We start from the raw sequence: 21,569 nt of genomic DNA, 5'->3' as shown, positions 1-21,569 counted from the left end.
CGATTTGCATCGGGAGAGCGCCCAATCTCTGCTTGAAGCCCATTGTGCAAAGCGGTAGGCCGTTGCCGGCATTGCAAAATTTCCGGGGAGACGGCCGTGGGCGCTGAGAATTCCAGAACCGAAACCGACACGTTCGGTCCGATCCAGGTCACGGCCGACCGCTATTGGGGCGCGCAGGCCGAGCGCTCGCTGGGCAATTTCAGGATCGGCTGGGAAAAGCAGCCTCTTTCGATTGTGCGGGCGCTGGGCATCGTCAAGCGCGCCGCCGCGGAAGCGAACATGGAACTCGGCCGCCTCGATCCGGCGCTGGGCGAGACGATCGTCAAGGCGGCACAGGAAGTCATAGAAGGCAAGCTCGACGAGCATTTCCCGCTCGTGGTCTGGCAGACTGGTTCCGGCACGCAGTCCAACATGAACGCCAACGAGGTCATCTCCAACCGTGCCATCGAAATGCTGGGCGGCGTCATGGGTTCGAAGAAGCCCGTGCATCCCAACGACCACGTCAATATGAGCCAGTCGTCGAATGACACCTATCCGACGGCGATGCACATAGCCTGCGCCGAGCGGATCGCTCACCACTTGCTGCCCGCCCTGCGGCACTTGCATGCGGCGCTGGAGGAGAAGACCAGGGACTTCGCCGAGATCGTCAAGATCGGCCGCACCCACACGCAGGACGCCACGCCGTTGACGCTCGGCCAGGAGTTTTCCGGCTACGCCGCACAGGTCGCCTCGTCGATAAAGCGGATCGAACTGACCCTTCCGGGACTGATGGAACTGGCGCAGGGCGGCACGGCTGTCGGCACCGGCCTCAACGCGCCCGTCGGCTTCGCCGAAAAGGTCGCCGAGCGCATCGCCGCGATCACCGGACTTGCCTTCGTCACCGCGCCCAACAAGTTCGAGGCGCTGGCCGCGCATGACTCCATGGTGTTCTCGCACGGCGCCATCAATTCGGCCGCGGCGGCGCTCTTCAAGATCGCCAACGACATCCGCTTCCTCGGCTCGGGCCCACGCTCGGGCCTCGGAGAGCTGGCGCTGCCGGAAAACGAGCCGGGCTCGTCGATCATGCCGGGCAAGGTCAACCCGACCCAGTCCGAGGCGCTGACACAGGTCTGCGTTCAGGTGTTCGGCAATCATGCGGCGATCACCTTCGCCGGCAGCCAAGGCCATTTCGAGCTCAATGTCTACAATCCGCTGATGGCCTACAACTTTCTGCAGTCGGTGCAGCTGATGGCCGATGCGGCGGTCTCGTTCACCGATAATTGCGTCGTGGGCATCGAGGCGCGGGAGGACAACATCAAGGCCGCGCTCGATCGTTCGCTGATGTTGGTCACGGCGCTGGCGCCCACGATCGGCTACGACAATGCCGCCAAGATCGCCAAGACTGCGCACAAGAACGGGACAACATTGCGCGAGGAGGCGCTCGCCACCGGCCTTGTCTCCGCCGAGGAATATGATCGGCTGGTTCGTCCCGAGGACATGACGCGGCCCGGCTAACTATTCCTGTGGTGAACGATCTGTCGCCAGATTCCGGACTTTGGTGAACAGCCGGATTTGTCTATCTGGGGGAGGAACAAACCCCTCAGGAGAATCACCCATGTCTTCTTCCAACGTCGCGGTCGTCCAAGGCGGCTTCCTCGCGAACAACGCCGCCCTGATCGCGGTCGGGCGCGTCTTGCTGTCGCTGATCTTCATCCTTGCCGGCTTCGCCAAGCTTACCAGCATCGCCGGAACAGCGGGCTGGTTCGGCAGCATCGGCCTGCCCTTCCCGACGGTCGTTGCGGTGCTCGTCGGCTTGCTCGAACTCTTCGGCGGCCTTGCCATTCTGGTAGGCTACAAGACGCGTATCGCCGCGATCGCTCTTGCGCTCTTCACTATCGGCGCCACGCTGATCGCGCATCTCGACTTCGCCGATCAGGTCCAGCTTCTGTTCTTCCAGAAGAATTTGGCGATTGCCGGTGGCCTGGCGGTTCTTGCCGCCTTCGGCGCCGGAGCGCTTTCGGTCGACGGCCGCCGCGGCTGATCTTCTCCGCATCGCTAGCAAAAAGCCCGGGCTCGCCCGGGCTTTTTGCGTCCAGAAGCTCGCTCAACCGTGACTCGCCCGCAAAAGAAAACGCGGTATCTTGCCCCAATCTGCAATTGGATGAATCACCATGACCGGCAGCGCGATCGTCCTCGTCGGCCGTATTCTTCTTTCAGCCATGTTCATCCTCGCCAGCTTCGACAAGTTCGGCGATATCGAGGGCACAACTGGCTATTTCGCCGCCCTTGGCCTACCGATGCCGGGTGTAATGACATGGGTCAGCGGTCTGTTCGAACTGATTGCCGGACTGTGTATCCTCGTGGGCTTTCAGACCACGATGGCTGCCTGGCTGCTAGCCGCCTTCTGCATCGCGGCCGCTTTCATCGGCCACTACGGCCAGGGCGGTGACGATCCGGTGCTGGTCCTGATGAACATGCAGGCGCTGATGAAGAATATCGCAATTGCCGGCGGTTTCCTGGTCCTCGCTATTCATGGACCCGGCTCGCTGTCGATCGACGCGCAGCGCGGCTAACCCGCGACGGTCCGACTTACTTGGCCGCGAAGATAGCCTGCTCGCCTCCCACGACAAGTTCGAGCCTGCGCCCGGTGAGCTTGGCCAGTTGCGCCAGACGCCCGGCCGGTCGCTCGCCATCCAGCCCGGCATGGCTTGCCGGTATGACCAGCGCCAGGGCGCCATTGGCCCGGCTTTCCCATCTGAGCTTCGGAATGACGCCTGGCATGGAAGCCGACAGCAGGTAAACGACGCGCAGCATCGCGCCGAGCAGCCGCGCGCGCTCCACGTAGCGGGGCGTCGCCAGCGCCTTCAGTTCTGCGGCCGCCGTTTCGGTGAACACCCCTTCATGACGGTAGAAATTTGCCAGCGCCAGGAAAGCGCGGCCGGGATGATCCACGCCGATGAACGACGCGTGGGCGATGATATTCAGCGATTGCGTGCCGCGATATTCCGGATGCGCGCGCCAGCCGATGTCGGCGAGCAGGCAGGCGGCGTGGCGATAGCGCGCCTCCTCCTCTGTCTCCTCGATGCCGAAGGCTGCGAAGGATTCTCTCGTCCATCGGACAAGCTCATGCGCATGCGTGACCGAACGGGCACGCAGCACGGCAAGCTCCTGGGACGCCGTAACCAGCGGGTCGAGGCGCTGCTCCTCTTTGGACAACAGCGAAAACAGGAAGCCTTCGCGCACGCCGAGCGCCGAAACTACGATCTTCGACGGCTTCATTGCGGCGATGATCTCGAGCAGCACCGCTGCGCCATAAGGCAGCAGCGCGCGGCGGTTCTTGGAAATGCCCTCGATCCCCTTCATCTTGTCAATTTCGCCGCGCGCGACCTGCCGCAGGAAGCCGGCGGAGCTTTCGACGCCGAGTTCGTAATGATGCATGACGCTTAGCGGATAGCCCGTCATGTTCATGTGCAGCCGGGCAAGATTTCGCCATGTGCCGCCAACGGCGTAAAACACTCTGCCCTGCCCGGCGTTGAGTAGCTTGGCCTTCGCAAGCTCCTCGCGAGCGATCCGGGCCGCAACGCCGGGCGAGTTCCTCGACATGTCCTGCAATCGCAATCCGCCGAGCGGCAGGGTGATGCCGTCGCCGATGGCTTCGCCGGCAACATCGACCAGTTCCAGGCTGCCGCCACCGAGATCTCCAGCGATGCCGTCGGCCGGATGAAAGCCCGATATGACTCCGAGCGCCGAGTAGTAGGCCTCCTCGCGGCCGCTGAGAACGCGGATTTCCGTGCCGAGGATTTTTTCGGCGCGATGGATGAAATCGGGACCGTTCACCGCCTCGCGCGCCGCCGCGGTGGCGATCACGCAAAGTTCCTCGGCGCCGGCCTGATCGGACAGTGCCCGGAAGCGGCGGAACTCCTCGATGGCGCGGGTTACCGCTTCCGGATCGAGCTTGCCGGTCGAAACGATGCCGCGGCCGAGACCAGCCAGCATCTTTTCGTTGAACAGAACGGTCGGCGAACGGGCGATGCCCTCATAGATGACGAGGCGGATCGAGTTCGATCCGATGTCGATGATCGACAGCGGCCGGCGATTCTGCAGCCGGCCCTGGGATTGGGCGATCATCAGTCGACGGACGCGATGGATTTCTTGCGGCGCTTGAACTGCGCAATGCGCTTGGGCGCATGCGACTTCAGCGCGTCACCCCGTCCCGAAAGGCTAGGATTGGTCATGAAATATTCCTGCGCGTTGAACGGTTCTTCGCCCTCATCCAGCGTCACGCGCCGCGAGGTACCGTCAGCCAATACTTCGAAACTTTGCTGGTTGTCCATAATGTTGCCGAGCATGATCTGGCCGAGCACCTGTTCGTGCACAGTCGGGTTGGTGATCGGCACCATGGCCTCGACTCGGCGGTCGAGATTGCGCGGCATCAGGTCGGCCGAGCTGATATAGACGATCGCCTCGTCCGAAGGCAGACCATGGCCGTTACCGAAGCAGTAGATGCGGCTGTGCTCGAGGAAGCGCCCGACGATCGACTTGACCCTTATGTTTTCCGACAGGCCGGGTACCTGCGGTCTCAGGCAGCAGATGCCCCGAACCACAAGGTCGATTTCCACCCCGGCGCGGCTGGCGTCGTAAAGTGCGTCGATTATAACGGGATCGACCAGCGAGTTCATCTTCATCCAGATGCGCGCCGGATGACCTTCACGCGCATGCGCTATTTCGTCCGAGATATGCTGGAGAATGCGGCTTCGGAGCGTAAACGGCGAAATCGCAAGGCGCATTTCCCCGGCAGGTTCGGCATAGCCGGTGATGAAATTGAACAATTGCGCCACATCACGGGCAATCTTCGGGTCGGTGGTGAAGAAGGACAGGTCGGTATAGATGCGCGCCGTGATCGGGTGGTAGTTGCCCGTTCCGAGATGGACGTAGTTGCGCAGGCGGCCGTCCTCGCGGCGAACCACCAGCGATATTTTCGAGTGGGTCTTCAGTTCCAGGAATCCAAACACCACCTGCACGCCGGCGCGTTCGAGGTCGCGCGCCCAGCGGATGTTGGCTTCCTCGTCGAAGCGCGCCTTGAGCTCGACCAGCGCCGTCACCGACTTGCCGGCTTCGGCCGCATCGATCAGTGCGCGCACGATGGGGCTGTCGTTGGAGGTGCGGTAGAGCGTCTGCTTAATCGCCACCACTTCCGTGTCAGCGGCGGCCTGGCGCAGGAACTGCACGACCACATCGAAGGATTCGTAGGGGTGATGGACGATGATGTCCTTCTCGCGGATGGCGGCGAAGCAGTCGCCGCCATGCTCGCGGATGCGCTCCGGAAAACGTGGATTGTAGGGCGGGAACTTCAGGTCGTCGCGAGGCACGGCGACGATCTCCGAGATCTGGCTGAGCGCCAGCGGGCCGGTCAGCACGCTGATGCGCCCGGCGGCAACGCCAAGTTCGCCGGCCACGAAGTCGCGCAATTCCCATGGCATCTGCGCGTCGAATTCGATGCGGATGACCGAACCGCGCCGCCGCCGCTTGAGCGCCGTTTCGAAGAGCTGCACCAGATCCTCGGCCTCTTCCTCGACCTCGATATCGCTGTCTCGGATGATGCGGAAAGTGCCCGACCCCCTTACCTCGTAGCCCGGGAACAGCTTGCCTATGAAGACGCCGACGGTTTCCTCGATCGGGATGAAGCGGACCGCGCCCTTGCGGTCGGGCAGCCTGATATAGCGCTTGAGGGCGACGGGCAGGCGCAGGAGCGCCGTCATCTGCTCGCTATTCTTGCGATGGCGAAGCTGCAGTGCAATCGAGAAGCCGAGATTGGGAATGAACGGGAACGGGTGCGCCGGGTCGATTGAAAGTGGCGTCAGAACCGGAAAAATCTGTTCCAGAAAATGGTCTTCCAGCCAGCTCTTTTCGTCCTTGTTCATCGCCTCGGCGGTGACGATCTCGATGCCTTCCTTCTTGAGAAGGCCCATCAGAACCGACAGGCTTTTCTGCTGGTCCTCCTGAAGGCGTCCGACTTCGAGCAGCAATTGCTCGAGCTGCTGTTCCGGAGTTCGTCCGTCATGGCTCCTGAGCGTGATGCCCTCGCGGATCTGGCCGGCGAGGCCCGCGACGCGGACCATGAAGAACTCGTCGAGATTGTCGGCCGAGATCGACAGGAAGCGCACGCGCTCCAGTGCCGGATGGTTCGAGTTGAGCGATTCCTCCAGCACCCGCCGGTTAAACTGCAGCCAAGAGAACTCGCGGTTGACGAACCGGTCGGGATTGCCCAACCGGGCGTCGCCGTCCGCCGCGACCGTGGTGAATTCAGACTGGACCGGTTTTAGCTCGTTCATTGTTTGCCGCTGCCCTTCATCGCTTCTCGGCCGTTATCCGGCTCAGCTTAGCTTCTGACAGGCTTTTGCGACAGTTTGATTTCACATGGCTTGCAAACGGATTGGCTATGCTGCAAGCGCTTGCTATGACGCGACGCGCAAGCGACAGGAGACGACGATGGCCGGCGGCACCATTCCCCACTTCCAGAACGATGCGGGCCATCCCGTCATCGAAATCGGCGTCAAGGAATTCATGTGCGTCGGCGCCAACCCGCCCTTCGACCATCCGCACGTGTTCCTGGACATGGGTAGCGACGACGAAAAGGTCTGCCCCTACTGCTCCACGCTCTTTCGGTTCAACAAGACGCTGAAGGCCGATGAGACCCGACCGGAAGGCAGTTTTTATCATCGCGCCGCCTGATCGGGCCACTTGGCCGTCCGGTGAACGGCGCACGCCCCGCTGACATCATCGTTGCCGGCGCAGGCATCGCCGGGCTTGCCGCCGCGCTGGCTTTCGCGTCGCGCGGCTTTTCCGTCCAGGTGTTTGAACGTGCGCCGCAGCTGGAAGAAGTCGGCGCCGGCCTCCAGCTCTCGCCCAATGCGACCCGCATCCTCGACCGGCTCGGCGTGCTGCCGGCGTTGCTGAAAACCGCAGTGCGGCCGAGCGCCGTTCTCTTGCGCGATGGCCGCACGCTCGCCGAACTTGCCCGGGTGCCGCTTGGCGAGGCCGCCGAAAAGCGCTGGCGCGCGCCCTATCTCGCGCTTCACCGCGCAGACCTGCAAAACACCTTGCTTTCACGGGTGCTCGAAACACCCAGCATCTGCTTGGTAACGGGCGCGGCCATAACCGGCGTTGCGCAATCAAGCGTCGGCGTCGCAGCGACGATCGCCGGTGAGGCTGGCCGCACCGAAGCAGGCGGTTTGCTGCTTGTCGGGGCCGACGGCGTCCGATCAGCGGTCCGGGCGTTTTTGGGCACGCCGCGCGAGAGCCGCTATTCGGGGGAAGTCGCCTGGCGAACCACCCTGCCTGCCGACAGCGCCGCCGGCCGGGCGCTGCGCGAAGCGGCTAGTCCCGAAGCGGTGGTCGCCTTCCTCCACAGCGGCTTCCACCTGATCGCCTATCCTGTACGCGGAGGCGCGGCAATCAACCTCGCTGCCTTCACGGCGAGCGACGGGCTTGCCGACAACCGGGCCGGCGCTGTGGACGTGGCACCGCTGCGGCACGCGATGCGCACCACCGCGCCGGCGCTCGCCCGGCTTGCCGACGAAGCCGGGCCTTGGACAGCTTGGCCCATCCATACGGTCGACCGTCGACCGCCATGGACCTTGCCCGACGGCGTGGCCCTGATCGGCGACGCAGCGCATGCGATGACGCCGTTCGCCGCCCAAGGGGCTGCGATGGCCATCGAGGACGCCTGGACACTGGCCGCCAACGTCGCCGCTGCTCCGGGCGATCTCGCGAGCGCGCTTTCCAGATGGGAAGCCGAGCGACGCCCGCGCGTCGAAAAAGTCGCGCGGCGCGGCGCCTTCAACCGTTTTGCCTGGCACGCATCGGGGCCGGTTGCGCTCGCGCGCAACCTCGTGCTGAAGACCCGCCCGCCCGAAAAACTCGCTGTCGACCTCGACTGGCTCTACGGCTGGGAGCCGCCGGAACTGTAGTCCTTGGTCAATTGTGGAGCCGCAGCGATGCGGCCAATGTCACTGGGAGAGGGTTCCACCATCCGGTCCGCAGGCCCGCTTCGCGCAAGGCTCGCGCCGTCCAGGTATTGCAACCTAAAAATGCGTTGAAATACCCCTTCGCCTCGAAGAAGCGGTCATCTGAGCTGTATTCGGCGCCTGCAATGACGATCGGCCCGCCCTCTCCTCGCTCAAAGCTGTCTGCGATGAAGTCGATCAGCCGGACGAACTCGGCCTCGCTCACGTCGAAGCCAGTTACCGCCGGGTGCGGTTCGGCGATGTCGCCCGCCACGTCGACGTGCATGACCGAGCGGTCGAGCGTCAGCGCCTTGAGCACGGGCAGCGGCTTCAACTCGCTCCACGTCGGCGTTTCCAGATAGAAGGCGCGGCCGCCCCACCCGAAGATCAGCCAGCGGGCGTCCGAGTGTCCGGCAGGGACACCGGCATGCTCCAGGAATCCAAACTTTTCTCGGATGAAGGCATCGATGGAGACCGCGATATCGGTGTGGATCGGATTGGTCAGCACCAGGATACGCCGGGTTGTGTCGGTGCCCTCGGCTTCGGCGGCGGAAAAGATTGGGCGTGGGATAAGCATCCCCAAGGCAACCGACAACGCCGCGGCAAAGATCATCAGGAAGAACCGTCTTGCGATCTTTCTCATAATCCCCTGGACGAAGTACTATGTGAAGCGAGCCGCTGGATGACGGCCAGCAAGCGCAAAATCAGCGCTCTCACGCGCCGGCCTTCCGATCGAAGAACCGTTCGGCTAATGCAGTATCTGGCTCAGGAACAGTTTCGTGCGCTCGTGCTGCGGGTTGTCGAAGAACTGGCTCGGCGTGTTCTGCTCGACGATCTGACCCTGATCCATGAAGATCACCCGGTTCGCAACCTTGCGGGCAAATCCCATTTCGTGTGTCACGCAGATCATGGTCATGCCCTCCTCGGCGAGGCCGACCATGGTTTCGAGCACTTCCTTGATCATTTCGGGATCGAGCGCCGAAGTCGGCTCGTCGAACAGCATGATGCGTGGGTTCATGCAGAGCGAACGCGCAATGGCGACGCGCTGCTGCTGGCCGCCCGAAAGCTGACCCGGATATTTGTGGGCCTGCTCGGGGATCTTCACCCGCGTCAGGAAATGCATGGCGATCTCTTCGGCCTGCCTCTTCGGCGTCTTGCGCACCCAGATCGGCGCCAGCGTGCAGTTTTCGAGGATCGTCAGGTGCGGAAACAGGTTAAAGTGCTGGAACACCATGCCGACTTCGCGGCGGACCTCATCGATCTTCTTCAGATCATTGGTGAGTTCCTTGCCGTCGACGATGATCTTGCCCTTCTGGTGCTCTTCCAAACGGTTGATGCAGCGGATCATCGTCGATTTGCCCGAACCGGAAGGTCCGCAGACGACGATGCGCTCGCCGCGCATCACCCTCAGATTGATGTCCTTCAAGACATGGAAATCGCCGTACCATTTGTGCATGTTGACGATGTCGATGGCGACATCCGTCTCCGAGATGTGCATCTTGGCGGCGTCGACCCTGATGTCTTCGGCGCTTACAGCGTTTTCTGTGGCCATCGGCCGTTCCCCTTGTTTTTCTATCGTTTGTGGCCGGTATCGAGCCGGCGTTCTATGTACATAGAATAGCGCGACATGCCGAAGCAGAACACCCAGAACACGAAACCCGAAAAGACCAATCCACTCATCGGCGTCTGAGCGGACGCCCAGGTGGCGTCGGCGAAATTCTGCCGGACGATGCCGAGCAGGTCGAACATTCCGATGATGTAGACGAGGCTGGTGTCCTTAAACAGGCCGATGAAGGTGTTGACGATGCCGGGGATGACGAGCTTCAGCGCCTGCGGCAGGATGATCAGCCCGGTCTTTTGCCAGTAGCTGAGGCCGAGGGAATCGGCGCCTTCGTACTGACCTTTCGGGATGGCCTGCAGTCCGCCGCGGACGACCTCCGCCATGTAGGCCGAAGCGAACATCGCCACTCCGATCAGCGCCCGCAGGAACTTGTCGAAGGTCATGCCGGCTGGCAGGAACAGAGGCAGCATGACGCTTGCCATGAACAGCACGGTCACCAGGGGCACGCCGCGTATAGCTTCGATGAAGATGACGCAGATCATCTTGACCACCGGCAGCCTCGAGCGCCGGCCAAGCGCCAAGACTATCCCGAGCGGCAACGACACGGCGATGCCGACGAAGGACAGGACCAGCGTGACCATCAGACCGCCCCAGAGCTGCGTTTCGACATAGGGCAGGCCAAACACGCCGCCGACAAGCAGGACGAACGCGACGATCGGAAAGACGCCGAAAAGCACGATGGCGTTCAATCCCTTGTGGGGAGCGCGCGGGATCATCAGCGGGACGAGCAAGGCCACGAACATGATGGCCACCAGCCATACGCGCCAGCGCTCCGAGATCGTGTAGCGGCCGACCATGAACTGTTCGAACTTGGCGTTGATAAACGCCCAGCAGGCGCCGGACCAGCCATCCGGCTGCAGGCCGCCCTGCGAGATAGTGGCGCAGACGCTGCGGTCGGGGCCGGTCCATTGCGCGCTTATGAACAGCCAGTTGACGAGCGGCGGCAGCGCCAGCGCCACGACAACGAGACCGATCAGCGTCATGACAGCGTCGGCCGGCGTAGCGAACAGATTGATGCGCAGCCAGCGAACGAGGCCGCGCTCGCCGGCGGGCGCGGCCTGCGCATTCACCATTTCGGCACGGACGTAGGAGAGATCGTGTTCCTGCATGATCCTACCTCTCGACCAGCGCCATTTTGGCATTGAACCAGTTCATGAAGGCGGATGTCGCAAGGCTGAGGCCGAGATAGACAACCATCCATATGGCGACAATCTCGATCGACTGGCCGGTCTGGTTAAGGATGGTCCCGCCGATAGCCACAAGGTCGGGATAGCCTATCGCGATGGCCAGCGACGAGTTCTTGGTCAGGTTGAGGTATTGACTGGTCAGTGGGGGAATGATGATGCGCATCGCCTGCGGAATGATGACCAGCCGCAGCGCCTGCCCCGAGCGCAGGCCGAGCGCGTAGGACGCTTCCGTCTGGCCTTTGCTGACACCTAGAATGCCGGCTCGTACGATCTCGGCAATGAACGCCGCGGTATAGAACGATAGAGCGAGGTAGAGCGCCAGGAACTCCGGCTTCACCTGGAAACCGCCGACCAAGTTGAAGGTCGAGGGTGTCGGGAACTCCAGCGTCAGCGGAAAGCCGGCCAGCGCGAAGGCCAAGAGCGGCAGGCCTATGAGCAATGCTGCCGAAGTCCAGAAAACCGGAAATTGCTGCCCGGTCGCTTCCTGCCGCTGGCGCGCCTTACGGGCGACGAACCAGATCATGGCGATCGCGACGACGATTGCGGCGGCTATGAGCCAGGCGCCCTCGCCCCACATCGTCTTAGGCAGGAAGAAACCGCGATTGTTGAGATACGAGCCGAAGCTCAGAAAATAATCCAGCCCGAAATGGCCGCGCGAGGTCTCGAAACCCAGCGGAATGCCGAGCGCGATGCTGTCACGCGGCGCCGGCAGCACGGAGATTACGCCGAAATACCAGAAGAAGATGACGAGCAGCGGCGGAATGTTCCGGAACACCTCGACATAAACCATGCAGAGCTTGCGGATCAGCCAGTTCCTGGAGAGCCGCCCGACGCCGACGATGAAGCCGATGATCGACGCCGTCACGATACCGACCGCGGCTACGAGCAGAGTGTTGAGAAGTCCTACGACCAATGCGCGTGAGTAGCGCGAGTCGGAAGAGAATGAGATCAGGCTTTGACTGATATCGAAACCGCTGCGACCGTTCAGGAACGCAAAACCGGACGCTATGTTCGAGCGTCTGAGATTCTCGACCGTGTTGCCGACGACCCAGTAAACGAAGAACACAAGAGCAGCGAAAAGCAGAATCTGATAGACGATCCCGCGGATCTTCGGATCATTCACATACGATGCGAGTGAGCTCTCAGCCCGCCCGGCTACATCCTGCGAAGCCATATTGTCTCCTTTGCACGGAGACCGGAAGGCGGATTTCCGCCTTCCGGATCGCCAAGTTTACTCAACTCAGCGGATTGGCATCGCGTATTGGAGTCCACCCTTGGTCCACAGCGCGTTCAGGCCGCGAGCGATCTTGAGCGGGCTGTCCTGTCCGATGTTGCGCTCGAAGCTCTCGCCGTAGTTGCCGACGCCCTTGATGATGTTGACGACCCAATCATTGCTAAGGCCGAGGTCGGTGCCGAGCTTGGAATCGGCTTCCTGGCCCAGAATGCGCTTGATGTCGGGATTCGGCGAATTCTTCATCTCGTCGACATTCGCCTGTGTGATGCCGTGCTCCTCGGCAAGGATCATCGCATAGAGCGTCCACTTCACGATGTCGAGCCATTGGTCGTCGCCCTGACGGACGGCGGGGCCGAGTGGCTCCTTTGAGATGATCTCAGGCAAGACAACGTGATCGTCCGGAGAAGCCAGCGTCAGGCGAATCGAGTAGAGACCCGATTGGTCGGTCGTGTAGGCGTCGCAGCGTCCGGAATCATAGGCGGCATTGACTTCCTCGAGCTTCTCGAACACCACCGGATTGTATTCGAGGTTATTGGCCTTGAAATAGTCGGCGAGGTTGAGTTCGGTCGTCGTGCCGGTCTGAACGCATACCGAAGCGCCGGAAAGCTGCAGGGCGGAGTTCACGCCGGGCAGCTTCTTGGCGTTGATCATGAAGCCCTGGCCGTCGTAGTAGTTGACGCCGGCAAAGTTGAATCCGAGCGAGGTGTCGCGGCTCAGCGTCCAGGTCGTGTTGCGGGAGAGAAGGTCAATCTCTCCGGATTGTAGCGCGGTGAAACGCTCCTTGGCGTTGGTCGGGGTGAATTTCACCTTGGTCGGATCGCCAAAGACGGCAGCCGCAACCGCGCGACAGAGATCGACGTCGAAACCGGTCCATTCGCCCTTGTCGTTCGGCGCCGAAAAGCCCGCCAGCGCGGTGTTGACGCCGCATTGGACGAATCCCTTCGCCTTGACATCGTCAAGCGTGGCGGCGGAAGCGGCCGAGGCCGCCATTCCGAGCGCGGCCGCGCCGAGAATGACTTTCACAGTGTGTTTCATACCCACTAACCCTTTTCTGTTGTTCGGGATCAAATCCCTGTTTTTTTTCGTGCGAAAGCAGCATTGCCGTCTCGGCCCACTTCCGAAACGTCGCCCCGCCTGCTGCGTTGCCACTGCGCTCCCGTTCACGAACTGCATCGAAGGCGATTATTTTAGTGAGGTCAAGTGGAATGACGGAATCGGCAAGAGTTTGAAAATCCTGAGCCAAAAATGACCATTTGTTAGGCCAATTGGCCATGAAATGGCCGCCAGGCAACCGGTTTGACGCGAATTGGGCTCGACCGGCAAATAGCCGCTCTGGCCGAGACGACTTCTACCGGGCCTGCCGCCTGTCCGGTTGCGTCCGCTACCGCGCCGCTCTATGCGTTTGGACTTCATCAGAATAGCAGGGACCAAGATGGCCGGACGCGATTTCGACACCATGGGCATCCACACGCGGCTGGCGCATGCCGGCAATGACCCGCGCGATTATTTCGGCTTCGTCAATCCGCCTGTCGTGCATGCCTCGACCGTGCTGTTTCCCGATGCGGCGACAATGGCGGCGCGTTCGCAGAAATACACCTACGGCACACGCGGCACGCCGACCAGCGACGCGCTCGCCGAGGCGATCGATGGGCTCGAAGGTTCGGCAGGCACCATCATTGTCCCCTCAGGGCTTGCCGCTGTAACGGTTCCGCTGCTGGCTTTCCTGTCGGTCGGCGACCATGTGCTGATCGTCGATTCCATCTATTTTCCGACACGCAATTTTGCCGACACCATGCTGAAGCGCCTCGGCATCGAGGTCGAGTATTACGACCCGCATGTCGGTGCGGGCATCGCGGCGCTGATGAAGCCGAACACGAAAGTCGTGTTCACTGAATCGCCAGCCTCGAACACCTTCGAAATGCAGGATATTCCCGCCATCGCTAAGGCAGCGCGTGCCGGCGGCGCGGTTGTGATGATGGACAACACTTGGGCGACGCCGCTCTATTTCAAGCCGCTCGATCATGGCGTCGACATTTCGATCCACGCAGCGACCAAATACCCGGCCGGCCATTCCGACGTGCTGCTCGGCACGGTTTCGGCCAATGCCGAATGCTGGCCGAAACTGCATGAGGGATTCATCACGCTCGGCTGCTGCGCCGGTCCCGACGATGTCTATCAGGTGCTGCGGGGCTTGCGCACCATGGGCGTTCGCCTGGAACGGCACCAGGACAGTGCGATCAACATTGCGTGCTGGCTGGAGACGCAGGCTGGCGTCGCCTGCGTCCTGCACCCGGCGCTGGAGAGCCATCCCGGGCACGCGCTCTGGAAGCGCGATTTCTGCGGTTCGAGCGGCATATTCTCGGTGGTTCTGGCTGGCGGCGGAGTGAAACAGGCGCACGCCTTCCTCGACGCGCTCAGGATTTTCGGGCTCGGCTATTCCTGGGGCGGTTACGAAAGCCTTGCGGTGCACGTTTCGCTCGCCGACCGCACCATCGCCAAGGGCCCATATGAAGGCCCGATCATCCGGTTGCAGATCGGGCTCGAAAACGTCGAGGACCTGAAAGCCGATATCGCTCGGGGGCTGGCAGCCGCTGCGGCTATTTGAGCCTAGGCGCGTCGGTTCTTCGCGATTACGGCTGCAAGTATCAGGGTGAAGGCGCCTAGGCGAAGCAGATAGATCCAGCTGCGCTCCTCGATCGGGATCCGCACGAAGACGAGTAGCGCCTGGTTGGCCGCCAGTATCCAGAACGCGAGGGCGAAGGCTGCGAACAATTGGTCTCCTGTGCGCCGCCAGAAGCGGAGGAAGAACAGGCCGGCGACCACGAAACCCATGGTAATCAGCCCCGAAACGAAATCGAACATGGCCGCTCCTATTCCGTTTCCCATACCAGCCCGAACAGCAGGGTTCCTACCGCCGCCAACGATGCCGAGTGGCGGAAGAACTGCAGATCGGCCGCGGGAAACACCATTATGTCGAGAATGACCACGAAACTGTTGGCCGAGAGGAAGCCGAAGCAAAGGCCGCTCCAGAACAGCAGGCGCGTGCTGCTGCGCCAGTAGCCGCGCAACAGCAGATACGAACAGGCCGCGCTGGTCAGGATGCACAACACGTAAATTGCGATCTTGAGTGTTTCCATGACCGTCAACTCTTCTTCAGTTTGAACGCGTCGGCGAAGGTTCTCAGCTTCTCGACCGGGCTCTGCAGGATCAGCCGGCGGATTGCCGCCGGCGTCTTGCGGTATTCCTCTTCCAACTGCGCAACGAGGTCGTTCTGCTGGGCGGATGCCGGTCCATAGCGGACCGTTCCGTCAGTCTCTGCAAGCACAAGACCGGCTGCAACAAGGCGCTCGACACTCCGCGCCACGAGCACTTCGCTGCTCCGCAGCTCCCGAATAAGCCCTTCGGAGGTCCAAGCCCGTTGCGGGTCGCGATACAGCAGGAGGAGCAGTTCGACCGACCAGACCGATCCGAACGATACCTCCACAAATTCGATCAGATCGCTGTTCATTATCCCCAAAAAAGGTCGACGCGCGGCAGCGTCAACGAAAATTCCCCGACGCAATGTTGGGCAGCCACAGGAACGGTTTTATGGCTCGAAGCGCCCATAGACAACCCTCAGGCGAAAATTCGCCAGAGTCCGATTCAATGGAACCAAAGGGCGGGTGGTGCGTTGAGCGCGTCGGCGGGGGTCTAGCAGGTTGCCCGCAGTCCACATTCGCAGGGGGGCGAACTTGGCATATCGAACGGGCGTTAGCCTCACATCCAATTTTCCGGCAATCCTGAGGAGCAAGCCATGAACATCGAGGCTCCACGGGAACAGCTTGATCGCCGCCAGGTTCTGATGGCCCTGCGGGCCTTCCGACGCGGCGATTTTTCGGTTCGCCTCGTCAACAATTATGACGGGCTCGATTCGGAGATTGCCGAAACCTTCAACGAAATCGTCGAGCTCAACGATCAACTCACCCGCGAATTCGAGCGCCTTTCCCGTGTCGTGGGCAAGGATGGCCGCATCGGCGAGCGCGGCCATGTCCGCAACGCCACCGGTTCCTGGGAATCAGGCGTCCGTTCGGTCAACGATCTGATCGAGGATATGGTGCAGCCCACCGCCGAAGTGGCGCGCGTTATCGGCGCGGTCGCCAAGGGCGATCTCTCGCAGACGATGATGGTCGAAATCGACGGCCGGCCGCTGCGCGGCGAATTCCTGCGCATAGGCAAGATCGTCAACACCATGGTGGGCCAGCTCGCCTCCTTCGCCTCGGAAGTGACGCGCGTGGCGCGCGAGGTCGGCACCGAAGGCAAGCTCGGCGGACAGGCCAAGGTGAAGGGTGTGGCGGGCACCTGGAAGGATCTGACCGACAACGTCAATGCCATGGCCACCAATCTTACCGGCCAGGTGAGAAACATCGCCGAAGTGACCACGGCCGTTGCCTCGGGCGACCTGTCGAAGAAGATCACCGTCGACGTGAAGGGTGAGATCCTCGAGTTGAAGAACACCATCAACACGATGGTGGACCAGCTGAATTCCTTCGCGTCCGAAGTTACCCGTGTGGCGCGCGAGGTCGGCACCGAAGGCAAGCTCGGCGGCCAGGCGCGCGTGGAAGGCGTCGGCGGCACCTGGAAGGATCTGACCGACAACGTCAATCTTATGGCCGACAATCTGACCGGTCAGGTGCGCAACATCGCGGAAGTGACCACCGCCGTCGCTTCGGGCGACCTGTCGAAGAAGATTACCGTCGACGTGAAGGGGGAAATCCTGGAGCTGAAGAACACCATCAACACGATGGTGGACCAGCTGAATTCCTTTGCATCCGAAGTTACCCGTGTGGCGCGCGAGGTCGGCACCGAAGGCAAGCTCGGCGGCCAGGCGCAGGTGCGCGGCGTCGGCGGCACCTGGAAGGATCTGACCGACAACGTCAATCTCATGGCGGAAAATCTGACCGGTCAGGTGCGCAACATCGCCGATGTGACCACCGCGGTCGCGTCGGGCGACCTGTCGAAGAAGATCACCGTCGCGGTGAAGGGCGAGATCCTGGAGCTGAAGGACACCATCAATACGATGGTGGACCAGCTCAATTCCTTCGCATCGGAAGTGACGCGCGTCGCCCGCGAAGTCGGCACCGAGGGCAAGCTCGGCGGCCAGGCGGAAGTGAAAGGCGTCGCCGGCACCTGGAAGGATCTGACCGACAACGTCAATCTGATGGCGGCCAACCTGACCGGGCAGGTGCGCAACATCGCCGAGGTGACCACCGCCGTGGCGCGCGGCGACCTTTCCAAGAAGATCACCGTCGATGTGAAGGGCGAGATCCTGGAGCTGAAGGACACCGTCAACACGATGGTGGACCAGTTGAACTCCTTTGCCTCGGAGGTCTCACGCGTTGCGCGTGAGGTCGGCACCGAAGGCAAGCTGGGCGGCCAGGCCCATGTTGAGGGCGTCGGCGGCACCTGGAAGGATCTGACCGACAACGTCAACGCCATGGCCGGCAATCTGACCGTGCAGTTGCGCGACGTGTCCAAGGTCGCGACCGCTATCGCCACAGGCGACCTTACGCAGAAGATCACCGTCGATGCGCTGGGCGAGATCCTGCAGATCAAGGACGTGATCAACACGATGGTCGACCAGCTCAACTCTTTCGCATCGGAGGTGACGCGCGTCGCCCGCGAAGTGGGTTCCGATGGCAAGCTGGGGGGACAGGCGCAGGTGCGCGGCGTCGCAGGCACGTGGAAAGACCTGACCGACAACGTCAACGCCATGGCCGCCAACCTGACCGGCCAGGTGCGCAATATCGCCGAAGTGACCACCGCCGTGGCGCTCGGCGATCTTTCCAAGAAGATCACCGTCGATGTGCGCGGCGAAATCCTGGAGCTCAAGGACACCATCAACACGATGGTGGACCAGTTGAATTCCTTCGCCTCAGAGGTGACGCGCGTGGCGCGCGAGGTCGGTACGGAAGGCAAGCTCGGCGGACAGGCGCAGGTGCGCGGCGTCGCCGGCACCTGGAAGGATCTGACCGACAATGTGAATTCGATGGCCGAGAACCTGACGGGCCAGGTGCGCAACATTGCCGAGGTGACCACCGCCGTGGCGCGCGGCGACCTTTCCAAGAAGATCACCGTCGACGTGAAGGGCGAAATCCTCGAGCTGAAATCGACCATCAACACGATGGTCGACCAGCTCAATTCCTTCGCCGGCGAGGTGACGCGCGTGGCGCGTGAAGTCGGCACCGAAGGCAAGCTCGGCGGGCAGGCGCGGGTCGAGGGCGTCGCCGGCACCTGGAAGGATTTGACCGACAACGTCAACCTGATGGCAACCAACCTGACCAACCAGGTGCGCGGCATCGCCGACGTCGTCACGGCGGTGGCGCAGGGCAATCTGAAGCGCAAGCTGGCCGTGGATGCGAAGGGCGAAATCGCCTCGCTCGCCGACACGATCAACGGCATGATCGAGACGCTCGCGATTTTCGCCGACCAAGTCACCAATGTGGCGCGCGAGGTCGGCATCGAGGGCAAGCTCGGCGGCCAGGCGCGCGTGCCGGGCGCGGCCGGACTGTGGCGCGACCTCACCGACAACGTCAACCAGCTCGCGGCGAATCTGACGACGCAGGTGCGCGCCATCGCGGAAGTCTCGACCGCCGTGACCAAGGGAGACCTGACCCGCTCCATCGCCGTCGAGGCTTCCGGCGAGGTTGCGGCGCTGAAGGACAACATCAACGAGATGATCCGCAACCTGAAGGATCAGACGCTGAAGAACGCCGAGCAGGACTGGCTGAAGACTAACCTCGCCCGCTTTTCGCGCATGCTGCAGGGCGAGCGCGATCTCACTACTGTCTCCCGGCTGATCATGTCGGAACTGGCGCCGCTGGTGAATGCGCAATACGGCGTGTTCTATGTCGCCAGCCGCGACGAGAACGAAACCTATCTCGAACTCGCCGCCAGCTACGGGGCGGAGAGCTCGACGACGATGAAGCAGCGCCTCGATTTGCGCGAAGGCCTGATCGGCCAGAGCGCCGCCGACAAGCGCGCCATCCTGCTCGACAATGTGCCCGAAAATTTTGTGCGCATTACCTCCGGACTCGGCGACGCCGGCCCGACCAACGTCATCATTCTGCCTGCGCTGTTCGAAGACGACGTCAAAGCGGTCATCGAACTCGCCTCCTTCGGCGAGTTCCGCGATACCCACCAGTCCTTCCTCAACCAGCTGATGGAGTCCGTCGGCATCGTCTTGAACACGATCGCGGCGACGATGCGCACCGAGGGGCTGCTGAAGCAGTCGCAGTTGCTCACCGCCGAGTTGCAGGCGCGTCAGAGCGAATTGACCAAGAAGCAGGAGGAACTCCACGCCACCAACGAAGAGCTGCAGGAAAAGGCCCAGCTTCTTGAAAACGAGAAGAAGCAGGTCGAAACCAAGAACCTCGAAATCGAGATGGCGCGGCGGGCGCTGGAGGAAAAGGCCGAGCAGCTTGCGCTCACCTCCAAATACAAATCGGAGTTCCTGGCCAATATGAGCCACGAACTGCGTACGCCGCTCAATTCCCTTCTGATCCTGTCGAAGCTGCTCGCCAGCAATCAGCAGGGCAACCTCAACGAGAAGCAGGTCGATTTCGCGCGCACCATCAACTCCGCGGGAACGGACCTGCTCAGCCTCATCAACGACATTCTCGATCTGTCGAAGATCGAGTCCGGCACTGTCTCGATCGAAGTAGGCGACATGCCCCTCACCCACCTTCGGCAGCACATGGAGCGGACGTTCCGGCAGCTCGCTTCCGACAAGGGCCTGGGCTTCAGCATCAATGTCGACCCGAACCTTCCCGAAACCGTCAGGACCGACGAGAAGCGGCTGCAGCAGATTGTGCTGAACCTTTTGTCGAACGCCTTTAAATTCACCTCGGAAGGGCGCGTCGTGCTCGATCTCAAGGCCGTGCCGGGCAGCGGCGGCAACGGCATCGTGAAGCCCGCAAACGACGCGCTGGCCATCTCTGTGACCGACACGGGCATCGGCATTCCCAAGGACAAGCAAAAGCTGATCTTCGAGGCCTTCCAGCAGGCCGACGGCACTACCAGCCGCAAATATGGCGGCACCGGCCTGGGCCTTTCGATCAGCCGCGAGATCGCTCGCCTTCTTGGCGGCGAACTTCGCGTCGAAAGCAAACCCGGCAAGGGCTCGACCTTCACGCTGGTCATTCCCTTCGATGGACCGCGCACAGCTGTAACGACCGTGTCGCAAACGGCGGCCACGCCGCAGATCGCGGCGCCCCTCTCCCCGGATTCCGATAGCACTGTGGAGTTCAGCGATGATCGGGACTCCATAGCGCCCGGCGACCGGGTCGTTCTCATCGTCGAGGACGATCCGACATTCGGCGAAATCCTGCTTGGCCTCGCCCGTTCTTCGGGGCTGAAGGGCGTGCTGTCCACTGCCGGTTCGGGCACGCTGGCGCTCGCGCGCAGATTGATGCCCGACGCGATCACGCTCGATCTCGGACTGTCCGACATAGACGGCTGGGTGCTGTTCGACCTTCTGCGCCACGATCCCAAGACGAAAGGCATTCCGATTTCCGTCATATCTGGCGCGGACCACCTCGATTCGCTTGTCCGTCAGGGGGCGTCCAGCGTATCGACCAAGCCGGTGACGCAGGAAGAGCTGATGCGGGTGTTTCAGGACATCCACAACCGCAAAGTCAGGACACAGCGCAGGGTACTGGTTGTCGACGCCGACCCCGACCGGCGGCTGTCGCTGGTTGATGAAATACGCGACGGCGTTACGTCGGTTGCTGCAATCGGGCGTTTGGCCGCCAATGCCGACGACATGGATCTTTCCGGTTACGACGCGATCGTGCTTGGCTTCGGGCGCAGCCTCAAGGATAACGCGCACCAGGTGTCGACGTTGTCGCAGCATCTGGGCGACCTCATCTCCAAAGTGCTGATTTTCGCGCCCAATGCCGACGCGCTCGAACCTGCGCTGGCACAGAACCCCGCTCTGGCCGGTGCGCCGCGGGCGGAGAATTTTGCGCAGCTGACCCAACTGATGGCCGCCGCGCTGCCGAGCATGGAAGGTGAAGGTGCCGCTCTCGAGGACGACGAGCGATCTGCAATCGTTGGAAATGCTGAGCTTACCGGAGCAAAGGTGCTGATCGTCGACGACGACATCCGAAACATCTATTCGCTGACCAGCGTGCTTGAAACCTACGGCATACAGGTGCTTCATGCCGAACGGGGACGGGACGGCATCGCTATCCTCGAGCAGACGCCCGACACTGCGGTTGCGCTGGTCGACATCATGATGCCGGAGATGGACGGGTACGAAACCATGCGCGAAATCCGCAAGCGGCCGGCTATCGCCGACATCCCACTGATTTCCGTGACTGCCAAGGCGATGAAAGGAGACCGGCAGAAGTGCCTCGAAGCGGGCGCCTCCGACTACATTGCCAAGCCGGTCGATCTCGACCTCCTGCTGGCGCTGCTTCGCGTCTGGGTCGGCCGTTCACGTGAGCGGGCCGGCCTGCCGCGCGCCGACGCCGGCGAAACACTGGCCGCCGTCAACTGATGAG

The 21,569-nt window shown here is 62.0% G+C and carries 17 protein-coding genes; 7 read left to right on the top strand and 10 right to left on the bottom strand.

Translation table 11 applies throughout. The annotated features are described in order from the left end of the window. Positions 1-96 precede the first annotated feature (96 nt). From fumC to ABVK50_RS08775, 3 genes are all read left to right on the top strand, one after another. Positions 97-1,494 (top strand): class II fumarate hydratase, encoded by a 1,398-nt coding sequence (fumC, locus tag ABVK50_RS08785; RefSeq protein ID WP_353641927.1) that lies wholly within the window; start codon positions 97-99, stop codon positions 1,492-1,494. A 100-nt stretch (positions 1,495-1,594) separates the two neighbouring features. Next, the gene (locus ABVK50_RS08780; protein ID WP_353641928.1) at positions 1,595-2,020 is read left to right on the top strand and encodes a DoxX family protein; all 426 of its coding nucleotides are present in this window, start codon (positions 1,595-1,597) and stop codon (positions 2,018-2,020) included. Between the two features lie 130 nt (positions 2,021-2,150). Continuing rightward, positions 2,151-2,552, top strand: coding sequence for a DoxX family protein (locus tag ABVK50_RS08775; protein ID WP_353641929.1), 402 nt, complete (start codon positions 2,151-2,153; stop codon positions 2,550-2,552). 16 nt (positions 2,553-2,568) lie between these two features. On the opposite strand, the gene ppx is transcribed toward ABVK50_RS08775, so the two are convergent. Both ppx and ABVK50_RS08765 read right to left on the bottom strand, forming a co-directional pair. Then, positions 2,569-4,107: an exopolyphosphatase gene (ppx, locus tag ABVK50_RS08770; RefSeq protein WP_353641930.1), complete on the bottom strand. Its 1,539-nt coding sequence runs from the start codon at positions 4,105-4,107 to the stop codon at positions 2,569-2,571. Further along, on the bottom strand, positions 4,107-6,311 hold the full coding sequence (locus tag ABVK50_RS08765) for an RNA degradosome polyphosphate kinase (protein WP_353641931.1): 2,205 nt from the start codon (positions 6,309-6,311) through the stop codon (positions 4,107-4,109). The genes ppx and ABVK50_RS08765 overlap by 1 nt, the downstream gene beginning before the upstream one ends. Positions 6,312-6,468: 157 nt before the next feature. On the opposite strand from ABVK50_RS08765, the gene ABVK50_RS08760 reads away from it, so the two are divergent. Together ABVK50_RS08760 and ABVK50_RS08755 are read left to right on the top strand one after the other, a co-directional pair. Next, positions 6,469-6,711 (top strand): zinc-finger domain-containing protein, encoded by a 243-nt coding sequence (locus ABVK50_RS08760; protein WP_353641932.1) that lies wholly within the window; start codon positions 6,469-6,471, stop codon positions 6,709-6,711. 20 nt (positions 6,712-6,731) lie between these two features. After that, positions 6,732-7,949 carry an FAD-dependent monooxygenase gene (locus ABVK50_RS08755; RefSeq protein WP_353641933.1) on the top strand — a complete coding sequence of 406 codons (1,218 nt, stop codon included), beginning with the start codon at positions 6,732-6,734 and terminating at the stop codon, positions 7,947-7,949. Positions 7,950-7,956: 7 nt separating this feature from the next. Here the strand turns inward: ABVK50_RS08755 and ABVK50_RS08750 are convergent, their stop codons facing one another. The 5 genes from ABVK50_RS08750 to ABVK50_RS08730 form a co-directional block, all read right to left on the bottom strand. Further along, positions 7,957-8,628 (bottom strand): TIGR02117 family protein, encoded by a 672-nt coding sequence (locus ABVK50_RS08750; RefSeq protein WP_353641934.1) that lies wholly within the window; start codon positions 8,626-8,628, stop codon positions 7,957-7,959. A 105-nt stretch (positions 8,629-8,733) separates the two neighbouring features. Then, positions 8,734-9,537: an amino acid ABC transporter ATP-binding protein gene (locus ABVK50_RS08745; protein WP_353641935.1), complete on the bottom strand. Its 804-nt coding sequence runs from the start codon at positions 9,535-9,537 to the stop codon at positions 8,734-8,736. Between the two features lie 20 nt (positions 9,538-9,557). Beyond that, positions 9,558-10,715 carry an amino acid ABC transporter permease gene (locus tag ABVK50_RS08740; RefSeq protein WP_353641936.1) on the bottom strand — a complete coding sequence of 386 codons (1,158 nt, stop codon included), beginning with the start codon at positions 10,713-10,715 and terminating at the stop codon, positions 9,558-9,560. A gap of 4 nt (positions 10,716-10,719) precedes the next feature. Next, positions 10,720-11,967, bottom strand: coding sequence for an amino acid ABC transporter permease (locus ABVK50_RS08735; protein ID WP_353641937.1), 1,248 nt, complete (start codon positions 11,965-11,967; stop codon positions 10,720-10,722). Positions 11,968-12,033: 66 nt separating this feature from the next. Beyond that, complete coding sequence (locus ABVK50_RS08730; protein ID WP_353641938.1) at positions 12,034-13,062, bottom strand: amino acid ABC transporter substrate-binding protein; 1,029 nt, start codon at positions 13,060-13,062, stop codon at positions 12,034-12,036. A gap of 397 nt (positions 13,063-13,459) precedes the next feature. On the opposite strand from ABVK50_RS08730, the gene ABVK50_RS08725 reads away from it, so the two are divergent. After that, positions 13,460-14,632, top strand: a complete 1,173-nt coding sequence (locus tag ABVK50_RS08725) for a cystathionine beta-lyase (RefSeq protein ID WP_353641939.1) — start codon at positions 13,460-13,462, stop codon at positions 14,630-14,632. Between the two features lie 2 nt (positions 14,633-14,634). On the opposite strand, the gene ABVK50_RS08720 is transcribed toward ABVK50_RS08725, so the two are convergent. The 3 genes from ABVK50_RS08720 to ABVK50_RS08710 are packed head-to-tail and all read right to left on the bottom strand — an operon-like array spanning position 14,635 to position 15,535. Then, positions 14,635-14,889: a DUF5985 family protein gene (locus ABVK50_RS08720; RefSeq protein WP_353641940.1), complete on the bottom strand. Its 255-nt coding sequence runs from the start codon at positions 14,887-14,889 to the stop codon at positions 14,635-14,637. An 8-nt stretch (positions 14,890-14,897) separates the two neighbouring features. Next, positions 14,898-15,164, bottom strand: coding sequence for a DUF5985 family protein (locus ABVK50_RS08715; protein ID WP_353645972.1), 267 nt, complete (start codon positions 15,162-15,164; stop codon positions 14,898-14,900). 5 nt (positions 15,165-15,169) lie between these two features. Next, positions 15,170-15,535, bottom strand: a complete 366-nt coding sequence (locus ABVK50_RS08710) for a hypothetical protein (protein WP_353641941.1) — start codon at positions 15,533-15,535, stop codon at positions 15,170-15,172. 285 nt (positions 15,536-15,820) lie between these two features. On the opposite strand from ABVK50_RS08710, the gene ABVK50_RS08705 reads away from it, so the two are divergent. Next, positions 15,821-21,565 carry a HAMP domain-containing protein gene (locus tag ABVK50_RS08705; protein WP_353641942.1) on the top strand — a complete coding sequence of 1,915 codons (5,745 nt, stop codon included), beginning with the start codon at positions 15,821-15,823 and terminating at the stop codon, positions 21,563-21,565. Positions 21,566-21,569 lie beyond the last annotated feature (4 nt).

This window comes from Mesorhizobium sp. WSM2240, from assembly GCF_040438645.1.
Classification (GTDB): domain Bacteria; phylum Pseudomonadota; class Alphaproteobacteria; order Rhizobiales; family Rhizobiaceae; genus Allomesorhizobium.
Note: the sequence above shows the minus strand (reverse complement) of the source record. Positions and strands in the feature narration are given on the sequence as shown.